15 protein-coding genes are annotated in these 16,958 nt (G+C 53.9%); 1 reads left to right on the plus strand and 14 read right to left on the minus strand.

All coding sequences use genetic code 11. The features are described from left to right. Positions 1–71: 71 nt before the first annotated feature. Complete coding sequence (locus G1C96_RS06520; protein WP_044088998.1) at positions 72–1,190, minus strand: ROK family protein; 1,119 nt, start codon at positions 1,188–1,190, stop codon at positions 72–74. A 234-nt stretch (positions 1,191–1,424) separates the two neighbouring features. Between G1C96_RS06520 and G1C96_RS06525 the strand changes: the two genes are divergently transcribed. Next, positions 1,425–2,759 carry an ABC transporter substrate-binding protein gene (locus tag G1C96_RS06525; RefSeq protein WP_043164978.1) on the plus strand — a complete coding sequence of 445 codons (1,335 nt, stop codon included), beginning with the start codon at positions 1,425–1,427 and terminating at the stop codon, positions 2,757–2,759. A 156-nt stretch (positions 2,760–2,915) separates the two neighbouring features. Here G1C96_RS06525 and G1C96_RS06530 read toward each other — a convergent pair whose 3' ends face one another. The 13 genes from G1C96_RS06530 to G1C96_RS06585 all read right to left on the minus strand — a co-directional run bounded on the left by G1C96_RS06530 (position 2,916) and on the right by G1C96_RS06585 (position 16,946). Further along, the gene (locus G1C96_RS06530) at positions 2,916–3,599 is read right to left on the minus strand and encodes a response regulator transcription factor (protein WP_043164775.1); all 684 of its coding nucleotides are present in this window, start codon (positions 3,597–3,599) and stop codon (positions 2,916–2,918) included. Then, a complete protein-coding gene (locus tag G1C96_RS06535; RefSeq protein ID WP_240945143.1) occupies positions 3,596–4,834 on the minus strand; it encodes a sensor histidine kinase in 1,239 nt (412 codons plus the stop codon). Before G1C96_RS06535 ends, G1C96_RS06530 begins: the two co-directional genes overlap by 4 nt. Positions 4,835–4,872: 38 nt before the next feature. Next, positions 4,873–5,229, minus strand: coding sequence for a hypothetical protein (locus tag G1C96_RS06540; protein ID WP_052119033.1), 357 nt, complete (start codon positions 5,227–5,229; stop codon positions 4,873–4,875). A gap of 21 nt (positions 5,230–5,250) precedes the next feature. Then, positions 5,251–5,649 carry a DUF6591 domain-containing protein gene (locus G1C96_RS06545; RefSeq protein ID WP_043164778.1) on the minus strand — a complete coding sequence of 133 codons (399 nt, stop codon included), beginning with the start codon at positions 5,647–5,649 and terminating at the stop codon, positions 5,251–5,253. A 32-nt stretch (positions 5,650–5,681) separates the two neighbouring features. Continuing rightward, positions 5,682–7,106, minus strand: a complete 1,425-nt coding sequence (locus tag G1C96_RS06550) for an FtsX-like permease family protein (RefSeq protein ID WP_043164780.1) — start codon at positions 7,104–7,106, stop codon at positions 5,682–5,684. Then, positions 7,099–7,902 (minus strand): ABC transporter ATP-binding protein, encoded by an 804-nt coding sequence (locus tag G1C96_RS06555; protein ID WP_043164782.1) that lies wholly within the window; start codon positions 7,900–7,902, stop codon positions 7,099–7,101. Before G1C96_RS06555 ends, G1C96_RS06550 begins: the two co-directional genes overlap by 8 nt. A 96-nt stretch (positions 7,903–7,998) precedes the next feature. Then, positions 7,999–9,801 carry a prolyl oligopeptidase family serine peptidase gene (locus tag G1C96_RS06560; protein ID WP_169275831.1) on the minus strand — a complete coding sequence of 601 codons (1,803 nt, stop codon included), beginning with the start codon at positions 9,799–9,801 and terminating at the stop codon, positions 7,999–8,001. Positions 9,802–9,864: 63 nt separating this feature from the next. Continuing rightward, entirely contained in the window at positions 9,865–9,999 is a 135-nt protein-coding gene (locus G1C96_RS10370; RefSeq protein WP_257798101.1) for a hypothetical protein, read from the minus strand. After that, a complete protein-coding gene (gene lanKC / locus G1C96_RS06565; protein ID WP_150378753.1) occupies positions 9,980–12,532 on the minus strand; it encodes a class III lanthionine synthetase LanKC in 2,553 nt (850 codons plus the stop codon). Before lanKC ends, G1C96_RS10370 begins: the two co-directional genes overlap by 20 nt. A 371-nt stretch (positions 12,533–12,903) precedes the next feature. After that, positions 12,904–14,676, minus strand: a complete 1,773-nt coding sequence (locus G1C96_RS06570; RefSeq protein ID WP_043164784.1) for an ABC transporter ATP-binding protein — start codon at positions 14,674–14,676, stop codon at positions 12,904–12,906. Further along, on the minus strand, positions 14,673–15,101 hold the full coding sequence (locus tag G1C96_RS10450; RefSeq protein ID WP_081886553.1) for a lasso peptide biosynthesis B2 protein: 429 nt from the start codon (positions 15,099–15,101) through the stop codon (positions 14,673–14,675). Before G1C96_RS10450 ends, G1C96_RS06570 begins: the two co-directional genes overlap by 4 nt. Next, on the minus strand, positions 15,098–15,370 hold the full coding sequence (locus G1C96_RS06580; protein WP_043164786.1) for a PqqD family protein: 273 nt from the start codon (positions 15,368–15,370) through the stop codon (positions 15,098–15,100). The genes G1C96_RS10450 and G1C96_RS06580 overlap by 4 nt, the downstream gene beginning before the upstream one ends. Further along, on the minus strand, positions 15,357–16,946 hold the full coding sequence (locus G1C96_RS06585; RefSeq protein ID WP_043164788.1) for an asparagine synthase-related protein: 1,590 nt from the start codon (positions 16,944–16,946) through the stop codon (positions 15,357–15,359). Before G1C96_RS06585 ends, G1C96_RS06580 begins: the two co-directional genes overlap by 14 nt. Between the last annotated feature and the right edge of the window lie 12 nt (positions 16,947–16,958).

A 16,958-nucleotide genomic window follows, 5' to 3' on the forward strand; every position in this document is an offset into this window, starting at 1 on the left:
TCCTTACATATTGGATTCGGGAAGCGATGATACACCACGACATGCGCGCCCTGCGACGGCGGCCGCATCCATCAGGACGAGGCCGCCGCCGCGGACAGCCCGCGCCTGCCCACGATCTCGCGCAGAACCGAGACCGCCTGCCCCCGCAGGGTGGCGTCGTCGCCGAGCTCGCACCGGCGCACCCGTATGTTGCTCTGGTAGTCGTTCCGCGACAAGGAGTTGACGGTTTCGCCGCATGCGCCGAGCAGCGTCTCGCCGACGATGTCGGGAGGCCCGTAGACGGCGATGTCGTGAAGGTTCAGCAGGCTCGCCGGCATGGCCAGCGCGCTGCCGAGCCTTGCGCCGGCCTCGGCCAGGATGTCCGCGCGCCGCTCGGGATTCCGGCGGATGCGGTCGCGCAACGCGATGGCCGATACATAGGTCTCCAGACAGCCGCGCTTGCCGCAGGTGCACGCAGGGCCGGCGGGATCGATCACGACATGGCCGATTTCGCCGGCCGCATGGTCATCGCCCTCCACGAACTCGTCGTTCAGCAGCACCGACGCGCCGATGCCCCGAGTGATCTGCACGAGCAGACAGTTGGGATTGCCGTGCCCGAGGAAGCGGTCGGCGAGCAGAGCCGCGTTCGCGTCGTTGTCCACTCGGACCGGCAACGAGAACTCGCCTTCGAGCATGTCGCGAAGCTCCACGTCATCCCAGCCGAGATTGGAACTGGAGATCACCCTCCCCGCGCCGGAAACCACGCCGGGGACGGCCACGCCGATGCCGACGAGCCCCGAACCGGCAAGCCGGATCATCTGGCCCACAAGCGAGAGCACATCGTCGAGATCGACCCGGTCGCCATCATCGAGCACGCGTTCGCGGCGCTCCACGATTCTGGCCCGCAGGTCCATCACGGCGCCGGTCATCACATACGGGCGGGACAGATCGACGCATACCAGACGAAGCACGTCCGCGTCGATGGCCAGCAGGGTGCCCGGCTTGCCCCGGCCGTCGCGCCTGCCCGACCCCAGTTCCCTCAGCAGGCCGTCGTCGATCATCTCGCCGGTCACATCCGTAGCGGTGGCGCGGGAAAGCCCCGTCTCCTTACACAGGTCGGCGCGCGACAGCTGCCGGTCGGGAAACAGTAGCCGGAACAGCAGTCTGCGGTTGTTGGCCCTTGCATCGCTGGGATTGGATTTAGCGTACATGGGAGCCCTCCTCGGGTGAGACGATTGCGGAAAATGCGGAATCACATTATCGGGACGGACATCCCGGCGTCATCCTCGAACGGCTTTCAGGATAACACCCATCAGGGGACTGACAATATGAAAACCCCGGCACTTTGACAAGTTTCCCATCTTTGTACATAATCATGTTCGACATCCAAACAAAATAGTTGCGACATACGGCCAAAGATGGTCGAGCACGGAAAGAAGACCAACATGAACAACACCACACGCGCAGCCATCGCCACGGCCGCCATCGGAGCGCTGCTCATCCCTCTCGCGGGATGCGGCAACACGACAACAAGCTCGGGCAAGACCGAACTGACGGTATGGTCGTGGGACGCCAGCATCGATCGCGCCGCCAAAAACTTCATGAAGGCCAACCCCGACATCACGGTGAAGGTGAGCAACGTCGGCAGCACCGAGGAGACCTACACCGCGCTCAACAACGCGGCCCAGGCCGGCAATGGCCTGCCCGACGTCACCCTGATCGAATACCTCGCCATCCCGCAGTTCGTGCACTCGGACACGCTCATGGATCTGAGCAAGGTCTACGACACCGTCAAGTTCAAGGACACGTTCACTCCCGGCACATGGAACTCCGTGAACATCAACGGCGGCCTGTACGCGATGCCTGCCGACTCGGGCCCCATGGCCTACTTCTACAACAAGGACGTGTTCGACAAGGCCGGTATCGGCCAACCACCGACCACCTGGGACGAGTTCTACGAAGACGCGAAGAAGATCCGCGCCACCGGCTCCTACATCACCTCCGACTCCGGCGACGCCGGCCTGTTCAACGCGATGATGTGGGCCATGGGCGGCCACGCCTACAAACTCAACGACGACAAACTGACCATCAATATCACCAAGGACAAGGGCGCCCAGCGGTTCATGAACCTCTGGCAGAAGATGCGCGACGAAGACCTCATCGACGTCCACACGAAGACCTGGACCGACGACTGGATGAAGTCACTGGGCGACGGCTCCATCGCCAGCCTCATCAGCGGCGCATGGATGGCCAACAACCTCCTGCAGGGCGTGCCCCAAGCCACCGGCAAATTCCGCGTAGCCCTCCTACCCACCATCGACGGAACGCCCATCAACGGCGAATACGGCGGCAGCGGACTGGCCATCACCAAGAAGATCCCCGACGGCAAACTCGACGCCGCCAAGAAGTTCGTCGAATACGTCACCACCAACGACGAAGGCATCGACGCCCGCGTATCCAACGGCAGCTTCCCCGCCACCACCAAGACCCTCGACCAGAAGGACTTCCTCGCCAAGACCACGCTCAGGAACGCCGACGGCAGCGACAACGAGTTCTTCGGCGGACAGAAATACAACGAGGTCTTCTCCCAGGCCGCCAAGAACGTCACCGGCAAATGGGAGTTTCTGCCCTTCGAACCCTACGCCCGCTCCATCTACAACGACAATATGGGATCGTTCTTCTCCGGCAAGACCGATTTCAGGACTGCTGCTGGCAAATGGCAGATAGCGCTAAGAAATTATGCCGCTGACCAAGGATTTGCATCGTTTCAAGATGAATAGATTACAAAGATGACTCCTGTAAGAAATTAGCTATGGTTCATATAGTATTATAAAGGAGTATATAAATTATACTCGTAATTAGATGGATACTTCATGTTAAGCACATTTCATAAATGTGTGAAATATTGACATGGGCCTATGTTTGAATTGAAGTCACTATTTCAGTTGTGTAAAAACACCCGATTTAATCCAATTGATTGCAATTTGGGTGCGGTTTGAAAGATGAAGTTTCGATAGAATTCGACTAACATAGCGTTTGACTGATTTGGTTTCCAGAAATAGTTTTTTTGCTATGTCTTCATTACTGAGTCCTTGTGCGATTAAGGCACATATGTCACGCTCTCTAGTAGTAAGACTCTTGAATGATTCAATAAATATATTTTGTTGGTCTTGAAAAATGAATTTGCTTTGTTGATATTCTACTAGTTTCTTTGTTATTCGTGGAGTAAGAATTTTACCATTTTCAAAAACAGCTTTTATCGATTCCATTAATTGTGATTTACTTATGTCTTTCAGTAGGAATCCGCTGGCTCCAGCGTCGAGCCCGCCGAAGGCGTAGTCGTCTTCGTCGTAGGTGGTGAGGATGAGGGTTCTGATGGTGGGCCAGTGTCTGGCGATGTGTCGGGTTGCTTCGATGCCGTCCATGCCGGGCATGCGCACGTCCATGAGGATCACGTCGGGCAATGGCCGGTGATTGGCATCCAACTGGTTGAGTGTGTCGATGGCGGATTGCCCGTTTTCCGCTGAGGTGATGACGGTGATGTCGGTCACGTCGTCGAGCATGAGCTGGAAACCGAGGCGTGCCAGTCTCTGGTCGTCTACGAGCATCACACGGATCATGGTTGAATCTTCCTTTCGGCCGGTTGCTTCCCGGTCATGTTCCCGGTTGGGGGAATGACCGCTTTGACCTGCCATTCGGTGCCATCGACCGGCCCATAGGCGAACGTGCCGCCGGCGTCTTGCACGCGCCGTGACAGTCCGGCCAATCCGGTGCCGTCATCGGGTGCGACGGCTTGCGCCGCACCGGTGGCTCCGTCGTTGCGGACGATGACGGTGACTCCGTTGGGCTGGTGGTTCCATGAGACGTTGAGATGCGTGACGTGTCTGCCGTGGCGGATGGCGTTGGTTATGGCCTCTCGGGTCACGTCGAAGCAGAGGTCCGCCTGGGGTTCGTCGTCGGCGCGGATGCCGGTTTCGGTGAATATGGTGATGATGCCGAGCGTGCGGGCATGTGCGAGGATCGGACGGATGTCATCCCATGAACGCATGCTCCGGGATCCCGGTTCAGCAGGGTCTTCGTCGGTCGTGTCGGTTTCAGTCAGTGCGCGCACGGCCTTGCGCGTGTCCGCCAGGCTTTCCCGTGCGATCTCGTTGATGCCTTTCAGGGCCTCGTCCACGCGCGGGTCGCCGGTCTTACCGCTCAATCCCTCGGATAAAGCGATGATCGCGGTCAACCCGTGACCCACGCTGTCGTGCAGCTGTCCGGCGATGCGCGAACGACGCACCGCGGCGTCACGCTGCTTGACGGCGGTCTGCGCGCGCCGGTGTTCCAGGCCGGCGGCGGCCGTGGCTCTCCTGGCTTGAACCATGCCGCGGTGCGCCAGGGCGATCGCGCCGGCGAGGGCGAGTAGGAGGATGCGGCCAGGCCATTCGCCGAGGAACTGGCTGGCGGGCCATGACATGAACGTCGCCAAGGTCACGGCCAACGTCGTCGCGAGGGATCCGATGTACATGCGGCGTTCCCCGGCCGTGCGCATGAACGCGTAAAACGCCGCGACCAGCTGGACCAGCAGAATCGAGTCCGCATGCCAGAAGGACAGCATTAGGGTCAGGACGAGCTGCGACATCAATGTGACGGACGGGACCCGGTAACGGAACATCAAGACCGAGCATGACAGGCACAGGGCCAGCAACAGCAGCACGAATCCGCCGGTCTGCTTGGCGAGCGTGTACATCGGGTCCAATGGGGTGCCGATCATGCGCTCCCACATGAGCATCATGACCTCGACCGCGAGCACGCATAATGGCATGGCTGTGGCCGTGACCCTGCCGACGTTCACCGTTTGCCGTTCCATACGATCCACTGTGCCGTCTCGCCGGGTCATCGGCGTGCTTACTGGGCGAGACAGTCCGCGCCGGGCATCAGGCAGCCGAGCATCGTGACCGAACCGGTGAACAACAAAGTGAATACGATGATGATGGCCAGCCATACGAACGGCGAGAGCAGCGCCCCGATCCATGCGGCGACGCGGCCGCCATGCTCCCATCCGTGCCCGTCGCGGCCGGTGATCCACGCGATCAGCACGCCGGGCAGGGACAGGAACAGTCCGAGCAGCAGGAATCCGACGATCGAATCGTTCGGCGCGGCTTGCAACGGTTGGGGCGGGTTCGGCCGGCCGGGCTCCGGGACGGGCGGTGACGCCGACAGGGGCTTGCCGGGTGACGGTTCGTGATGTGCGGGAATGTCCATGAGCGCCGATCCTTTTGAGTGTCATTGGAGCTTGTTGATGTTGATGGTGCCGTTGTCACCAGGCAATGCACTGATGGAGACCTTGACGATGCCGTCGTCGGCCGTGTAGTCGTATACGCCGGCCTGTTCCTCCTCGGTGGCGTTGCGGGTGAAGCCCGCGTCCTTGATCTTTCGCGCGTAGTCCTTCGCCTCGGCGATGGTCCATGACACGTCGATCAGATAGCCGTTGTCGGTCTCGTCCCTGATACGGGTCGTCACCCGATCGGGTTCGGGCACCCGGCCGGCATACTGGCCGTCCGGCCAGGAGCCTTGGACGGAGCCGCACGCCGCCAGCCCGAACAAGGCCGTCAGGATTAGCAGGAACGCGAGCAGCATGGACACCGGGGCTCGCCTCGGCATGGCCGTGTATCGGACAGGCATGATCTCATCCTCCTTTTCCGAATCCGGTGCCGTCAACGGCTTCTGATCGCGTCGGCCACGCTGCGGCGCAACGCGGGGCGGATCTGCATGTACTGGATGAGGAACAACGCCAGCCAGCAGGCCGCTGCCGCGCCGATCACACCGGTCCACGGGATCTCGGCCACCGGAACACCGACGAGCGTGATGGAGCGTGTGGCGAGCACGAGCGAGCTGACGGCGACCGGGATGAGCGCGAGGACGACCGCGCCGGCGGCCAATTGCAGGCTCTGCCACAGGATCATGCGCGTCACCCGGCGCGGCGACATGCCGATGCTGCGCAGCAGCGCCTGGTCGGCGACCATGCCGCGGTTCGACAACGCGATGACGGCCAGGCTCGTGGCCAGGGACACGATGCACAGCATCGCGATCATCAGCAGCGAGTCCGCGTAGTTCAGGCTCGTCGGATGGCCACCCAGGGCCAGTATCCGCCCGTAGGACCGCGCGCAGGTCAGCAGGGTCGCGGACAATCCCAGAGCCAGTGCGAGCGGGGCGATGGTGTTCATACTGGACACGGCCTTCGCCCTAGCGGCACGGGCCGCGAGCACGCCGGTCGCCGACCCGCACAGGCGGCACATGACGCGTCCCGCGTCCAACAGGATCGGGACCAGCACGCCGGCGAGGACATACATGCCGAACGACGCGATGATCCCGGCCCATAATGCGCCGTTGAACGTCTGGCCGGCCTCCTGTCCGAACGCGCGGGCGCGCGGCATGCCCATGCCGGAGAACGCCAATACCAGCGCCGCCGCCATGACAACCAGTCCCAGCGCCCAGCGCACCCAATACCGCCATCCACGCCGTCCAATCGGCGCGTCCTTGCCGCGGATCGCCTCGATGGGACGGACCTTCGCCGCACGCATCGAGGGCACAAACGCGCCCAGCATGCACGTGACCACGCCCAACAGCAGCGAGCCGAGCCATGCCGCCACGGACGGCGCGAACGCGGGAGGGACGAACGAGCCGAGCCCGCCGGCGAAGCTCTCCGCGGCCATCGCGTCGAACTCGGGAACCGCGAGCAGGCTGGCCGGCATCGCGATCAGTGAACCGAGCAGCGAGCCAATGAGGCTCGCCACGCCCACGAGCATCCACATGCCCGCACGCACCTGGCTCGGGCTGGCGCCCATGAGACGCCATTGCGCGAACGTGCCGCGGATGCGGTCAACCGTGGCCGAACCGACCACCGTGAGCGAGAAGAACGCAAGCAACGCCACCACGACATAGATCGTGACCGACACCATGGCGAACTCGGCCGGATCCAAACCCGCCAGCCGGGCGGCCGACGCGAACGACGGCGACGAGGTCCACACGAACTGGTTCATGCACACGCCCACCAGCGTGGTCACCACCGCGACCACCATGATCGTGGGCACCCAACCCGCGAGATTGTCGCGGAACACGCGAAGCACATACCTACCCACGGCGAACCTCCTGACCGTGCTGCGACATGGGCGGCTCGAACGTGCGGCGCATGCCCTCGACGATCTGCCCGGCGGTCAGCCTGCCCGCGACGTGGGTGATCCCGCCGTCACGCAGGAAGACTACGCGGTCGGCCAGTGCGGCGGCATCCGTGTCATGCGTGACCATGACCACGCTGGAACCCGAATCCGCCAGCTCGCGCAGCACCTGCAGCACGAGCTCGCTGTTCGCGGTGTCGAGCGCGCCGGTGGGCTCGTCGGCGAACACCACCGCCGGACGCAAGAGCAGGGCCCGGCACAGGGCCACGCGCTGCTGCTCTCCACCGGACAGGGCGCTCACCACGGTCCTCGCCCTCTGGCGCAGGCCGAACCGGGACAGCAGCTGCGTGACATGCACGTAGTCGGCCTTGCGATGGGCGAGCGAGAGCGGCAGCGTCACGTTCTCCTCGACCGTCAGATACGGCACGAGGTTGTACTGCTGGAACACGAAACCGATATGCCCGCGGATGAACCGCGAACGACGCTCCTCGTCCAACGCGTAGATGTCGGTGCCGCCGATGACGACCCGGCCCGAGTCGGGCCTGTCCAAACCGGACAACACGTACAACAGAGAGGTCTTGCCCGCTCCCGAAGGCCCGACGATCGCCGTCAACCCGGCACCGGGAATATCCAACGAGACATCATTGAGAATCACACTCGGACTGGAACCATCAGCGGAAGCCACACGCTTGACCAGCCCACGCGCCTGAATCGATAAATATGTATTTACCCCAATGAAGTCATTTGGTTGTTTTTTCATGGACGAGAATCCTTCCTACGAGAGTGCTACTGCCGACAGTATCCATAAAGACGAGTCAATCGTCTATGCCGGAGAGACGATTGACATCAAAAGATGTCAATCTGTGTCGAAGAGAGAGTCGAGTAACCATATAGTTGATAAACAGCCACCGGTCAAAGAATCATCAGAATTGTGATGTCCTTCATCTAAAAGTTGCAAAAACACCGAATTATGTGCGGACGGAACAATAGCCGAATATGAATTCAGCCATTGTTCCGTATATAAGAGAGGCGCCTTTATATCATTCTTGCCGGCAGTAATCCAAATGTCAGGAGCTTGATTAGAAAAATCAGCTGGAAGACGCCGCAATTGCGCCAAAGGTGAAAACGAGTCATAGCAAGAAGATGATGATGGATATCCGAATTCATCCCAATCGCTAATTGTAAGTGGATTGTCGGGGTTTGTGAGAATCAATTCCGGTGTTAAAAAAGGGTGCGATAATTGAACAATTTTGAAATAATCCGGGCGGCGCAATGCGGCAGAAAGAACAACCAAAGCGCCGGCGCTTGAACCCACTGCTCCAATGCGTTTGGCGTCACATAAGTTATTTGCAATCAATCCTTTAGTGCAATCGAGAAAATCATTGATAGATATGAACTTATTGTTTTTTATCGCTTGCCTATGCCATTCCTCCCCATACTCGCCCCCACCTCGAATATGGCAGAAGGCAACAGTTATGCCGGACTGTATGACATATGAAATCAAACGGTCATAGGCTCCCTCAAGTGCGATTCCATAACATCCGTATGCCATCAATAGAATAGGAGACTGCTCGAGAATACTATCAAGTCTATAAAAAAGTGTAATGGGAATATTTGTTTGATCTCTACTCCGGATAATAATTTTGCGACAGTGAATATTAGGTGTGGACGATACAGCCTCTAAGAATCCTTTCCTATTTCCTGTTACAATTTGCGTTTGATGGATTGGAGATGATATGCAGAAAACAGGGAATCTATCCTGAAATCCAAGAAAACTAATAACTCCACAAGGAGGAGCTTTCCATATCCCATTTTGTCCGAGAGATGGAATCCAGATGGCGGAGTCGCCCGATAGGCGTCCTATCACATAAACAATCCCATTACGCTTTTGCAATGGTTTAGGAATAAATCCATGGGGAGACTGAATCATTTGCCTATCATGTATATCGTTAAAAAAGTTAATAATTAGAAGTTGGTTATTGACGATAGCATATAGAAGAGTATTTGTAATCTCCATCGAATCAATGGGGAGTGATGCAGTAATTTCCCTAAAGCGTGTGTCTCTTTCGCCGAAATCATCGAAAAACAGCATACGAGAATTGTCTCCGTGCGTCATTCTTATAACAATAACCGCATCATTACTGCAAACGAAAGATAATATATCATATTCACTATTTGTGCCGTATACTTCAATGATGCCACACTTGTTTGCCATCATTAGTTTATACGGGCGATTTGATTTGCTTTTATTAATCCAATAGATAGAATGGTATGTCGTTCTTATCTGAGGTACAACATTGTTGCACCTCAGAAGAATATTGGCGGATTGCTTTTTCAATTCATATAATGAAATAGTGTAAAAATCAGTTTTTGGCATCTGCGTTAATAATGCCGCTATTGTCTTCTCTGAATTAATGTAAAAACCAGATATTCTTCCAATCGGTTTTTGACATAAATGAATATATTGCGACGGATCATCCTTGAAATGAATTACTAGTTCATTATTAATTTGCATTAATTCGAGCGATTGATTACTGGAATAATGAAAATTATTTGTATCCTCTATTAAATGTTCACAAAGTTGTTGCGCCTTGCTGCGATACTTGTCAGAGAATTCTTCATACAATTTGATGGGTTGATTGAGTGTTGTACACTTCATAGTTACTCCATTGCAAAAGTGTCTGGCATCAATTTTGCGAATTGGTGCCAGACACTTGTCTTGTCAGCAGTTGCTGTAGGTCAAGGTACTCGGCAGGCCCGGGCAGGGGCCATTGAAGCTAAACGTGCTGATACGTGCTGCATCATCCGTTTCGCCGTCAGCAGTCAAGATTTGAAAATCAAGAACGTTGTTTCCCATTGTGCACCTCCTTTCTAATATCTAAGGAATCGTTCCATGACAGGAACGGTATGCCTGACCATTTCCCCTGGAGTGCGGCAAGAGATCCGAGGACTCCGGCGGATCCGGTCAGAAAATCACACGACAGTTTTAGTCCTTGATTTCCTCGGACATAAAAACCGCCTTTACTTGGAATGATAAATAGTCGAAGAGAATCGCAATATGAGTTAATTACCTGATATTCCAGCTTGCTTTTATCGTCCTTTGCATTCAGAAAAGTCAAAAAGCCTGACATACCATATGCGTATGTTCCCTGTGCACACTGATAGTAGGTGCATGCGCGAACTAGGGACTCATACTCTTTGTCCAAGAGACATTCTCCGGTCGCTTTTCGCAAGGCATATAAAGCGATTGCAATACCGCATGACCCGGTTCCCAGATATGGCAGAGTTCTCCACTTTTCATCGTATTCCATGGTCATATTTTGGGTCAAAACACATTTTTTAATATCGTTTTGTATTGCATGTAGTGCATAATCCACATATTTTTCATCTCGATCAACCGTTCTATAGATTTCGGCCCACAATAAGGCCGCGCCAGACCAGCCATATAATAATCCAGCGGATTCACATTCGACATCGTTGGTAAGCATGTTCTGCAACTTTGATGAGGCTAAAAATAGTTCATCATATGATTTATTCGACCCGATACTTAGGTCATTTAGGCCGACGCCAGCCCATCCGGACCAATAAGTAGGATTAATGGGGTTTGCCACGGGCAAAGAATGTGCTTCTCGAGCGAGTTCATCAAATCCCGCCATGCGTAAGCCATACTCCAAACCATCTTTGCCGGCGAATCCTCGGTTTTTAACGCCCGAAAGATGATTTAAAATCCATTGAGATGCTTTTTGAACCGATGCGGAATCTATTGGATCACCTGCCAAAGCTAACGTCGACAAAGCACCCGCAACGCCATAAGGGTATCCCACCGAGGCTTGTACAGCATTAGGGCCAAATAGTTCTATATCACCGGGTAGAGCAACTGTAGCGCCTTCATCAAAATGAAGGTGTGCCTTTATTCCCCGAGCTAGTCCATGTATTAAATCTTCAATAGAAGCGAGATTGACAGCTCGCTGATCCAAGGATAGCTGAGTATTTTTAGATGTCTTTTGAATTATAGATTCGATGGAGTCTTCGTTAATATCGAGATGACTCTGCGCGTGTCTAGCGATTCGTATAATGCTTCCTTCATTGCCCTGATCTGTAATGGTGGCTTGAGGAAGAAGCATATCTAACTCCAGCAACCCTAATGAACAAAAATCTGCGTCGGTGCCGGTAAACCCTGTCAGAGGACCATATCCTGGTGCTATTTGTTTAATTCGCCATCCTTTATCCATTTTGTGCGCGAATTCAAAATCAATAAATTTAGGATTAACTCCGTTTTCCATAATGATATTTTTAGGGTGAATATCACCAAGAAGCCATCCGTGTCGATGAAAGAGCGACATTGCTTTATCAAGCTGTGAAACGGTATGATCAACCCATTGCCCAAAGGCAGCATTATCTAGTTTCCAAGGAGCTGGCTTTAGTATGGGAGTTCTAAGCATGCATTCATGCTTAAGGTTGTTCCCTGGTATTTTCTCCATCACGAGATAAAGGTTTTCCCATGCTCTAAACATTCCGAATACCTGAGGCACAAAGCCCGTATCTTGTAATTCGGATAAGACATGTTCTTCGTGCTTCAAACGATATACAGCATCATGGCCGTCGGAATCAAGCGCCGTATATGGTCGCGCCTCCTTTAGTACAACGATAGTTCCTTTTGAAACGTATTCATCCGTCAACGCCTCTGCGGTATACACACCTCCACCGCATGAAAAATGCATAGCTGATTTCATCTCGAATGGGAATGGTATAGATTGAGATTCTATGGATTCGTGTAGAAATTCCGGTATTTTCACCCAATCCGGCACGATAAAGGTAGGACGACGTACATCTTCCTCCTCGACTCCGTCGGGCCTTTTCAATACACTTATATATTTTGTCTTATCCTTAGGCGGGATAAAAGCGCCGAAGCGATAGAATATAGGCCCGTTCCTCCAACGTCTATCCGAAAGGATATAGGGTCCTGACTCATTCCCAATAATGTCGTCTAACCCATTGAGAGTAGAATGAAACTCCAATTCGTTTACTGGATATATTGTAATATATTTTCCGGCAGCAGCCCTATCGGTATATTTACTGTTTTGATCAAAAAAATCAGCTTTTGTTGATAGATATTTAAATGCGACTTTTTTTGAAAAACAATAATTTGATACTTCTCTTAATATCTTTTCATAATTCCAAAGAGTTGCCGAGATGTGAATCTTCCATCCCTGTTCCGGAATTTTAACATTACTAGGACGACAATTTGTCCATGGGGTACCTTTATATATCTTCCAATTATTTGGAAAGTGAATTTCATCATCAAGTCTTGGCGAAGATTGACGATCTGGTGGCTCATAGAAGGAACTGTTGGACTGACAGAATGGGATATATTTTAGGTCGATGGGCACGATTCTGTCTCTTTCCTTATTAATGGCTTATGACATTTTTATTACATCACCTATTCGCGTGCCGCGCGACCCGTTATGGGTTATCTGTCATCTCCAGATGACAAGAGATAAGAGTCGATATAGATTTCCGTCCAGTCGTCGGCCTTGTCATCATATGATGATATATACATTTTTTGTATAGTTTATGTCTGTATTTGTTATAGAGTTAGTCAGAGTGTTGCTTATTTGACCTAGCGGAACATAGTGTATTTTGTGTAGATGTCCAATCGGTTGTAATCGGTGAAAAGTGATATATATGCAGCATATATAAAATAACTATATTTTATAGTTAGATGAGGAATTATTGTAATAAATCGCCAAATTTCTTTTAGCTATGAGATATATTGTTCCGTTGCGAGATTGCGATAAAATGGTGCCGTTTTAAAAAGTTGTTTATGGGTTCCCGATCCGATAATCCGCCCTTGATTAAGTACATATATAAGATCGGAGTCAATTATCGTGGCGAGTCGATGCGCAACGATAATAAAAGTGCGGCCTTCTACCTGAGTCAATAGCTGAGTGATAAGGCGTTCGTTATCGGCGTCCAGGTTTGCGGTGGCTTCGTCGAGCAGGATGATTTTTGCCGTGGAAAGAAGGGCGCGGGCTATGGCGAGTCTTTGGCGTTCTCCGCCTGATAGCATGATTCCGTTTTCCCCTATCTGCATATCAAGACCTTTGTCGGATCGATCTAGCAGATGGGAGAGATTCACGGATTCCAATACCCGTCGGCATTCATCATCGCTACAATCGTTTGATCCGAGAAGTAGGTTCTCTCGTATGCTACCGGACAGTGCCGGTGAATCCTGTTCCACGTATGCGATGTGGCTGCGTAAATCGTCTCGATCACAGGTTGTTATGTCCTTACCGAGTACATTGATATTTCCGCTGGAAGGATCATAGAAACGTTCGATAAGTTGCAGGATCGTGCTTTTCCCTGCCCCTGAGGGCCCGACAAGTGCCGTGACACTTCCTTGGGATATGGAGAGATTCAGGTCACGCAGAATTGGTTTGGATCCATAGGAGAAGTAGACGTGTTGGAATTCCACCGCTGGCGGACGGGGCCCGCTGTGTGCCAGCGGCATATGTTCATTGATTGTTGCGACGACGGTGTCAGAGTCCTTTTCTTCGGGAATATCCAATATTTCCCGTATACGGTTCATTGCGGCCATTGAATTGCCGATTTGTGAGCCTGCGTAAATGATCTGGCTGAGCGGTGAGATGCTGATGAACAGCAACATGATGAACTGAGTAAGTTTCTCTACGGATAGCAGCCCTGTGGTTACGCGCCATAATCCCAGACCGAACACAATGATAGCTGCGAGTTGCAGGGCTATCGTGGCCAGTGGATTGACGATCGACTGGATTTTGGCAATCTTGAGTCCGGACAGGCGGACGCGGTTGATCAAGGCGGCAATAACCTTATTCTCGTTCTCGAAGCCGTTTGAAGCGCGTATGGTGCGGATGCCGGCGAGATCACGATTGAGCGTGGAGGTAAGGTCGCCGAGCGTGTATTGGCTGTCATAGCTTGCTCGTTCGATGAATTTAGCGGACAGCAGCATGAGCGTGAATACCGTAAGGAGCAAGGTGATCGCTGTGCCGAATAGGATCGGGTCAAGCATTGCCATAAACGCAGCGGAACCGATGACGGTGATGAAACCTGATGCAAGGGCTGATGTGCACTGCATGAATGCATTACGCAGTTGTGAGGTGTCGTTGCCGACACGGCTGAGCAGGTCGCCGGAGTCACGTTGATCGTATTCGCGTATGGGCAGACGTAGCAGGTGTTTGCTTAGTGCGAGACGAGCATCCCTTACGATATCCTCCCCTGTGCTCTGCAATTGGTAGTTCTGTAGGGCTGATATAGCTCCTGAAGCGGTGACGAGTAACAGCATTCCGGCAATGACGGGCCACTGGGGAACCTGGAATACACCATTCTGGAAGAAGTTGGTCATGTACTTAGGCACGAGCAGCGTCATAACGGCTCCTATGGCTCCAAGACATAGGATGAGTGCCAGCCGTCCTCGGTATTTTCGGAGAGGAGAAATCAGATTGTACATGGAGGCATGTTTCATGTGCATGGTGTCGTCCGGGTCGTTGGCGGTCATTGCGTATCTTTCCGTTCGGAACTGGTTCTGGTGATGGTGTACCGTCTGACGGCATCAGGTTCGCCGATGGGTATGCCGTTGGCTTCGACCCAGGCGTGTGCGCGAAAGGGACGATCGGTGAACCCGGTGCACCATGTGACGGATCGGCGAGATATGCGGCATGCCGCCGCCGTGGAGAGCGACCGAAGCAGACAACCCTGCTGGCTGCGGCATCTGCGGCTTACCGAACATACGGCGTTGCGGTAACGCTTCGCCATGTCGGCATCGGCTGGCGGATACCGTTCGGACCACGTTTCAAGCCGGCGGCAGAACTTTCCGATTCGTTGTCGTTCCATCCGTCTTCCGATAATGATGGCAATCAGCGCCACCAGGCGGTCGTGAAAGTTGACGCGTGTGGTTGCTTCCGGCTGTAGAGGGATACTCATAGGCGCACGTGCTTCCCTATATCGGCGAGGAATCGTTCCGTATCCCGGACGATGATTTGTCTGTCGGTCTGATATTCTTCGGCGATTGCGTTCATGCAATCCTCGACGGTTTTGCCGTGCATCAGACCGTCGAGGATGATTCGGCCTATTTCGTTGACCTGCAGGTATTCGCCGGTGTCGTTGACGAATACGATTGCCCCTCCCTCTTTGGGATATAGGGATATCTGGTCTTTCAGGCTGGTGTTCGCCATCGTGTTATCGGTTTGCATGTCTTAGCCACCTTTCCACTGCCGCGACTCGTTGCATTTCAAACAGAAACGTGATGTCAGGCATCGGCATGGAAGCTCGACGCCGTACGGCTGGTATATCGATCAGTCCTTCTTCGTCCAGCACTCCGCCGGCGATTGAGTCGAGCAGCGTGTCTTTCGAGCGTTGCCATGCCAGATACAGTGAATATGAGTGATCGCCTTTGACGGGACGCCGGAATATCGTTTCGGGGACTATACCCTTGAGCGCCCGGTACAATACGGCTTTGTGTAGATTTCCCTCGGTGCGTGCACTGATTGGGGCGCATAGCGCATAGCCCACGATTCCACGGTCCAGGTAGGGGGAGCGGAACGTTATGTCGTCGGAGGCGAACGTCCGATTAACCTGATTGAGCATTCGTGCCTGCATTGACAGAGAGTAGAGCGCCTGATGACGGCTTCGGTCGGGGCTTAATGGCCGAATGTCGGCGTGTTTCAATTGTGATTCAATGGCGCCATATAGGGTATCCCTGGCTTTCGCGGTCAGGAATTCGGGAATGCGTATGGCATCGTGCCATCCACAAGGCGAGGAGCGATGGCCATGATCTTGTTCCGCGTCCAGGAGCGATGACCGTAATTCCTCATGCAGATCGGTGCTGTCGGTCAGATCGAGAATTGCCTGATAGGGTGGGACCCGGTAATCGGCGCTGTATTGTCTTCGAATGTCCCGTAGCCGCAGCGGGTGTTCCCGCAGACAACTCCATGATGAGGATGGCATGGATGCGAACAGCTCGTCTCCTCCGAAACCCGTGACATGGATACGGCTTGTGTCTGCTTCCATTTCGGAGATTCGGCTGAGATAGCCTTCGATATCGCTCCAGAAGACCGGTTCTTCAGGTATCTCTCTGTTGGGATATTCGGCTGTGGATTCGAATGATCTGTTTCCATCCACGACTCGGCCGATTTTGATGAGTGGCATCCGAACGTCCTCGGAGATTCGCTCGGCCCATCGGGAATCCTGATTCATTGGATCGTCGGGTGTTTCATGATACAGGGGCATACGAACCCCCTCACTGGCGAAGATGTATGCGATGGCGGCGGAATCCACTCCTCCGGACACATCGGCGGATAGTGGTGCCTCATTGCGCCACTCATCCGCGATCGTCAGGAAACGGCTCCTTAGCGATGCCAGAATTACGTCGTTTGAAACATGTTTTATGGGTGAAGGTTCCGCTCTCGTATATCGCGGCCTATTGGATTTGTCGAGGTGCAGTGTGGTTGCGGCGGGTACGGAATGTATGTTCCTCCATGGGGATTTGTCCCCTCGCAGGCTGTCAGGGAGCGAAGGCAGCAGATCCATGATGATGCGTTCCAGGTCAAGATCGGCGTTCGTGATGCTTGCAAGCCGGAAGGCGCTGTCCGACAGGAGCACTTCATCTTCGGAGACGGTCCAGAACATGCGATCGCCACTCAACAGAGGAACCTGGACGCATGTTCCCTCGTCATTGATGCTGATGGAGGCGGGAAGCTTCGAACGGTCCGTCGGCTTCCCGCCGCGGACAATCACGGTACGGTTTGGGTTCTTATGCGTAAACGGCATCACGTTTCCCTA

The organism is Bifidobacterium moraviense, from assembly GCF_012932365.1.
Classification (GTDB): domain Bacteria; phylum Actinomycetota; class Actinomycetes; order Actinomycetales; family Bifidobacteriaceae; genus Bifidobacterium; species Bifidobacterium moraviense.

What these genes read in the sequence shown, in the direction of transcription:
- G1C96_RS06520 (WP_044088998.1), bottom strand. Translation starts at nt 1,190, where the DNA reads ATGTACGCTAAATCCAATCCCAGCGATGCAAGGGCCAACAACCGCAGA.
- G1C96_RS06525 (WP_043164978.1), top strand. Translation starts at nt 1,425, where the DNA reads ATGAACAACACCACACGCGCAGCCATCGCCACGGCCGCCATCGGAGCG.
- G1C96_RS06530 (WP_043164775.1), bottom strand. Translation starts at nt 3,599, where the DNA reads ATGATCCGTGTGATGCTCGTAGACGACCAGAGACTGGCACGCCTCGGT.
- G1C96_RS06535 (WP_240945143.1), bottom strand. Translation starts at nt 4,834, where the DNA reads ATGGAACGGCAAACGGTGAACGTCGGCAGGGTCACGGCCACAGCCATG.
- G1C96_RS06540 (WP_052119033.1), bottom strand. Translation starts at nt 5,229, where the DNA reads ATGGACATTCCCGCACATCACGAACCGTCACCCGGCAAGCCCCTGTCG.
- G1C96_RS06545 (WP_043164778.1), bottom strand. Translation starts at nt 5,649, where the DNA reads ATGCCTGTCCGATACACGGCCATGCCGAGGCGAGCCCCGGTGTCCATG.
- G1C96_RS06555 (WP_043164782.1), bottom strand. Translation starts at nt 7,902, where the DNA reads ATGAAAAAACAACCAAATGACTTCATTGGGGTAAATACATATTTATCG.
- G1C96_RS06560 (WP_169275831.1), bottom strand. Translation starts at nt 9,801, where the DNA reads ATGAAGTGTACAACACTCAATCAACCCATCAAATTGTATGAAGAATTC.
- G1C96_RS10370 (WP_257798101.1), bottom strand. Translation starts at nt 9,999, where the DNA reads ATGGGAAACAACGTTCTTGATTTTCAAATCTTGACTGCTGACGGCGAA.
- G1C96_RS06570 (WP_043164784.1), bottom strand. Translation starts at nt 14,676, where the DNA reads ATGACCGCCAACGACCCGGACGACACCATGCACATGAAACATGCCTCC.
- G1C96_RS10450 (WP_081886553.1), bottom strand. Translation starts at nt 15,101, where the DNA reads ATGAGTATCCCTCTACAGCCGGAAGCAACCACACGCGTCAACTTTCAC.
- G1C96_RS06580 (WP_043164786.1), bottom strand. Translation starts at nt 15,370, where the DNA reads ATGCAAACCGATAACACGATGGCGAACACCAGCCTGAAAGACCAGATA.
- G1C96_RS06585 (WP_043164788.1), bottom strand. Translation starts at nt 16,946, where the DNA reads ATGCCGTTTACGCATAAGAACCCAAACCGTACCGTGATTGTCCGCGGC.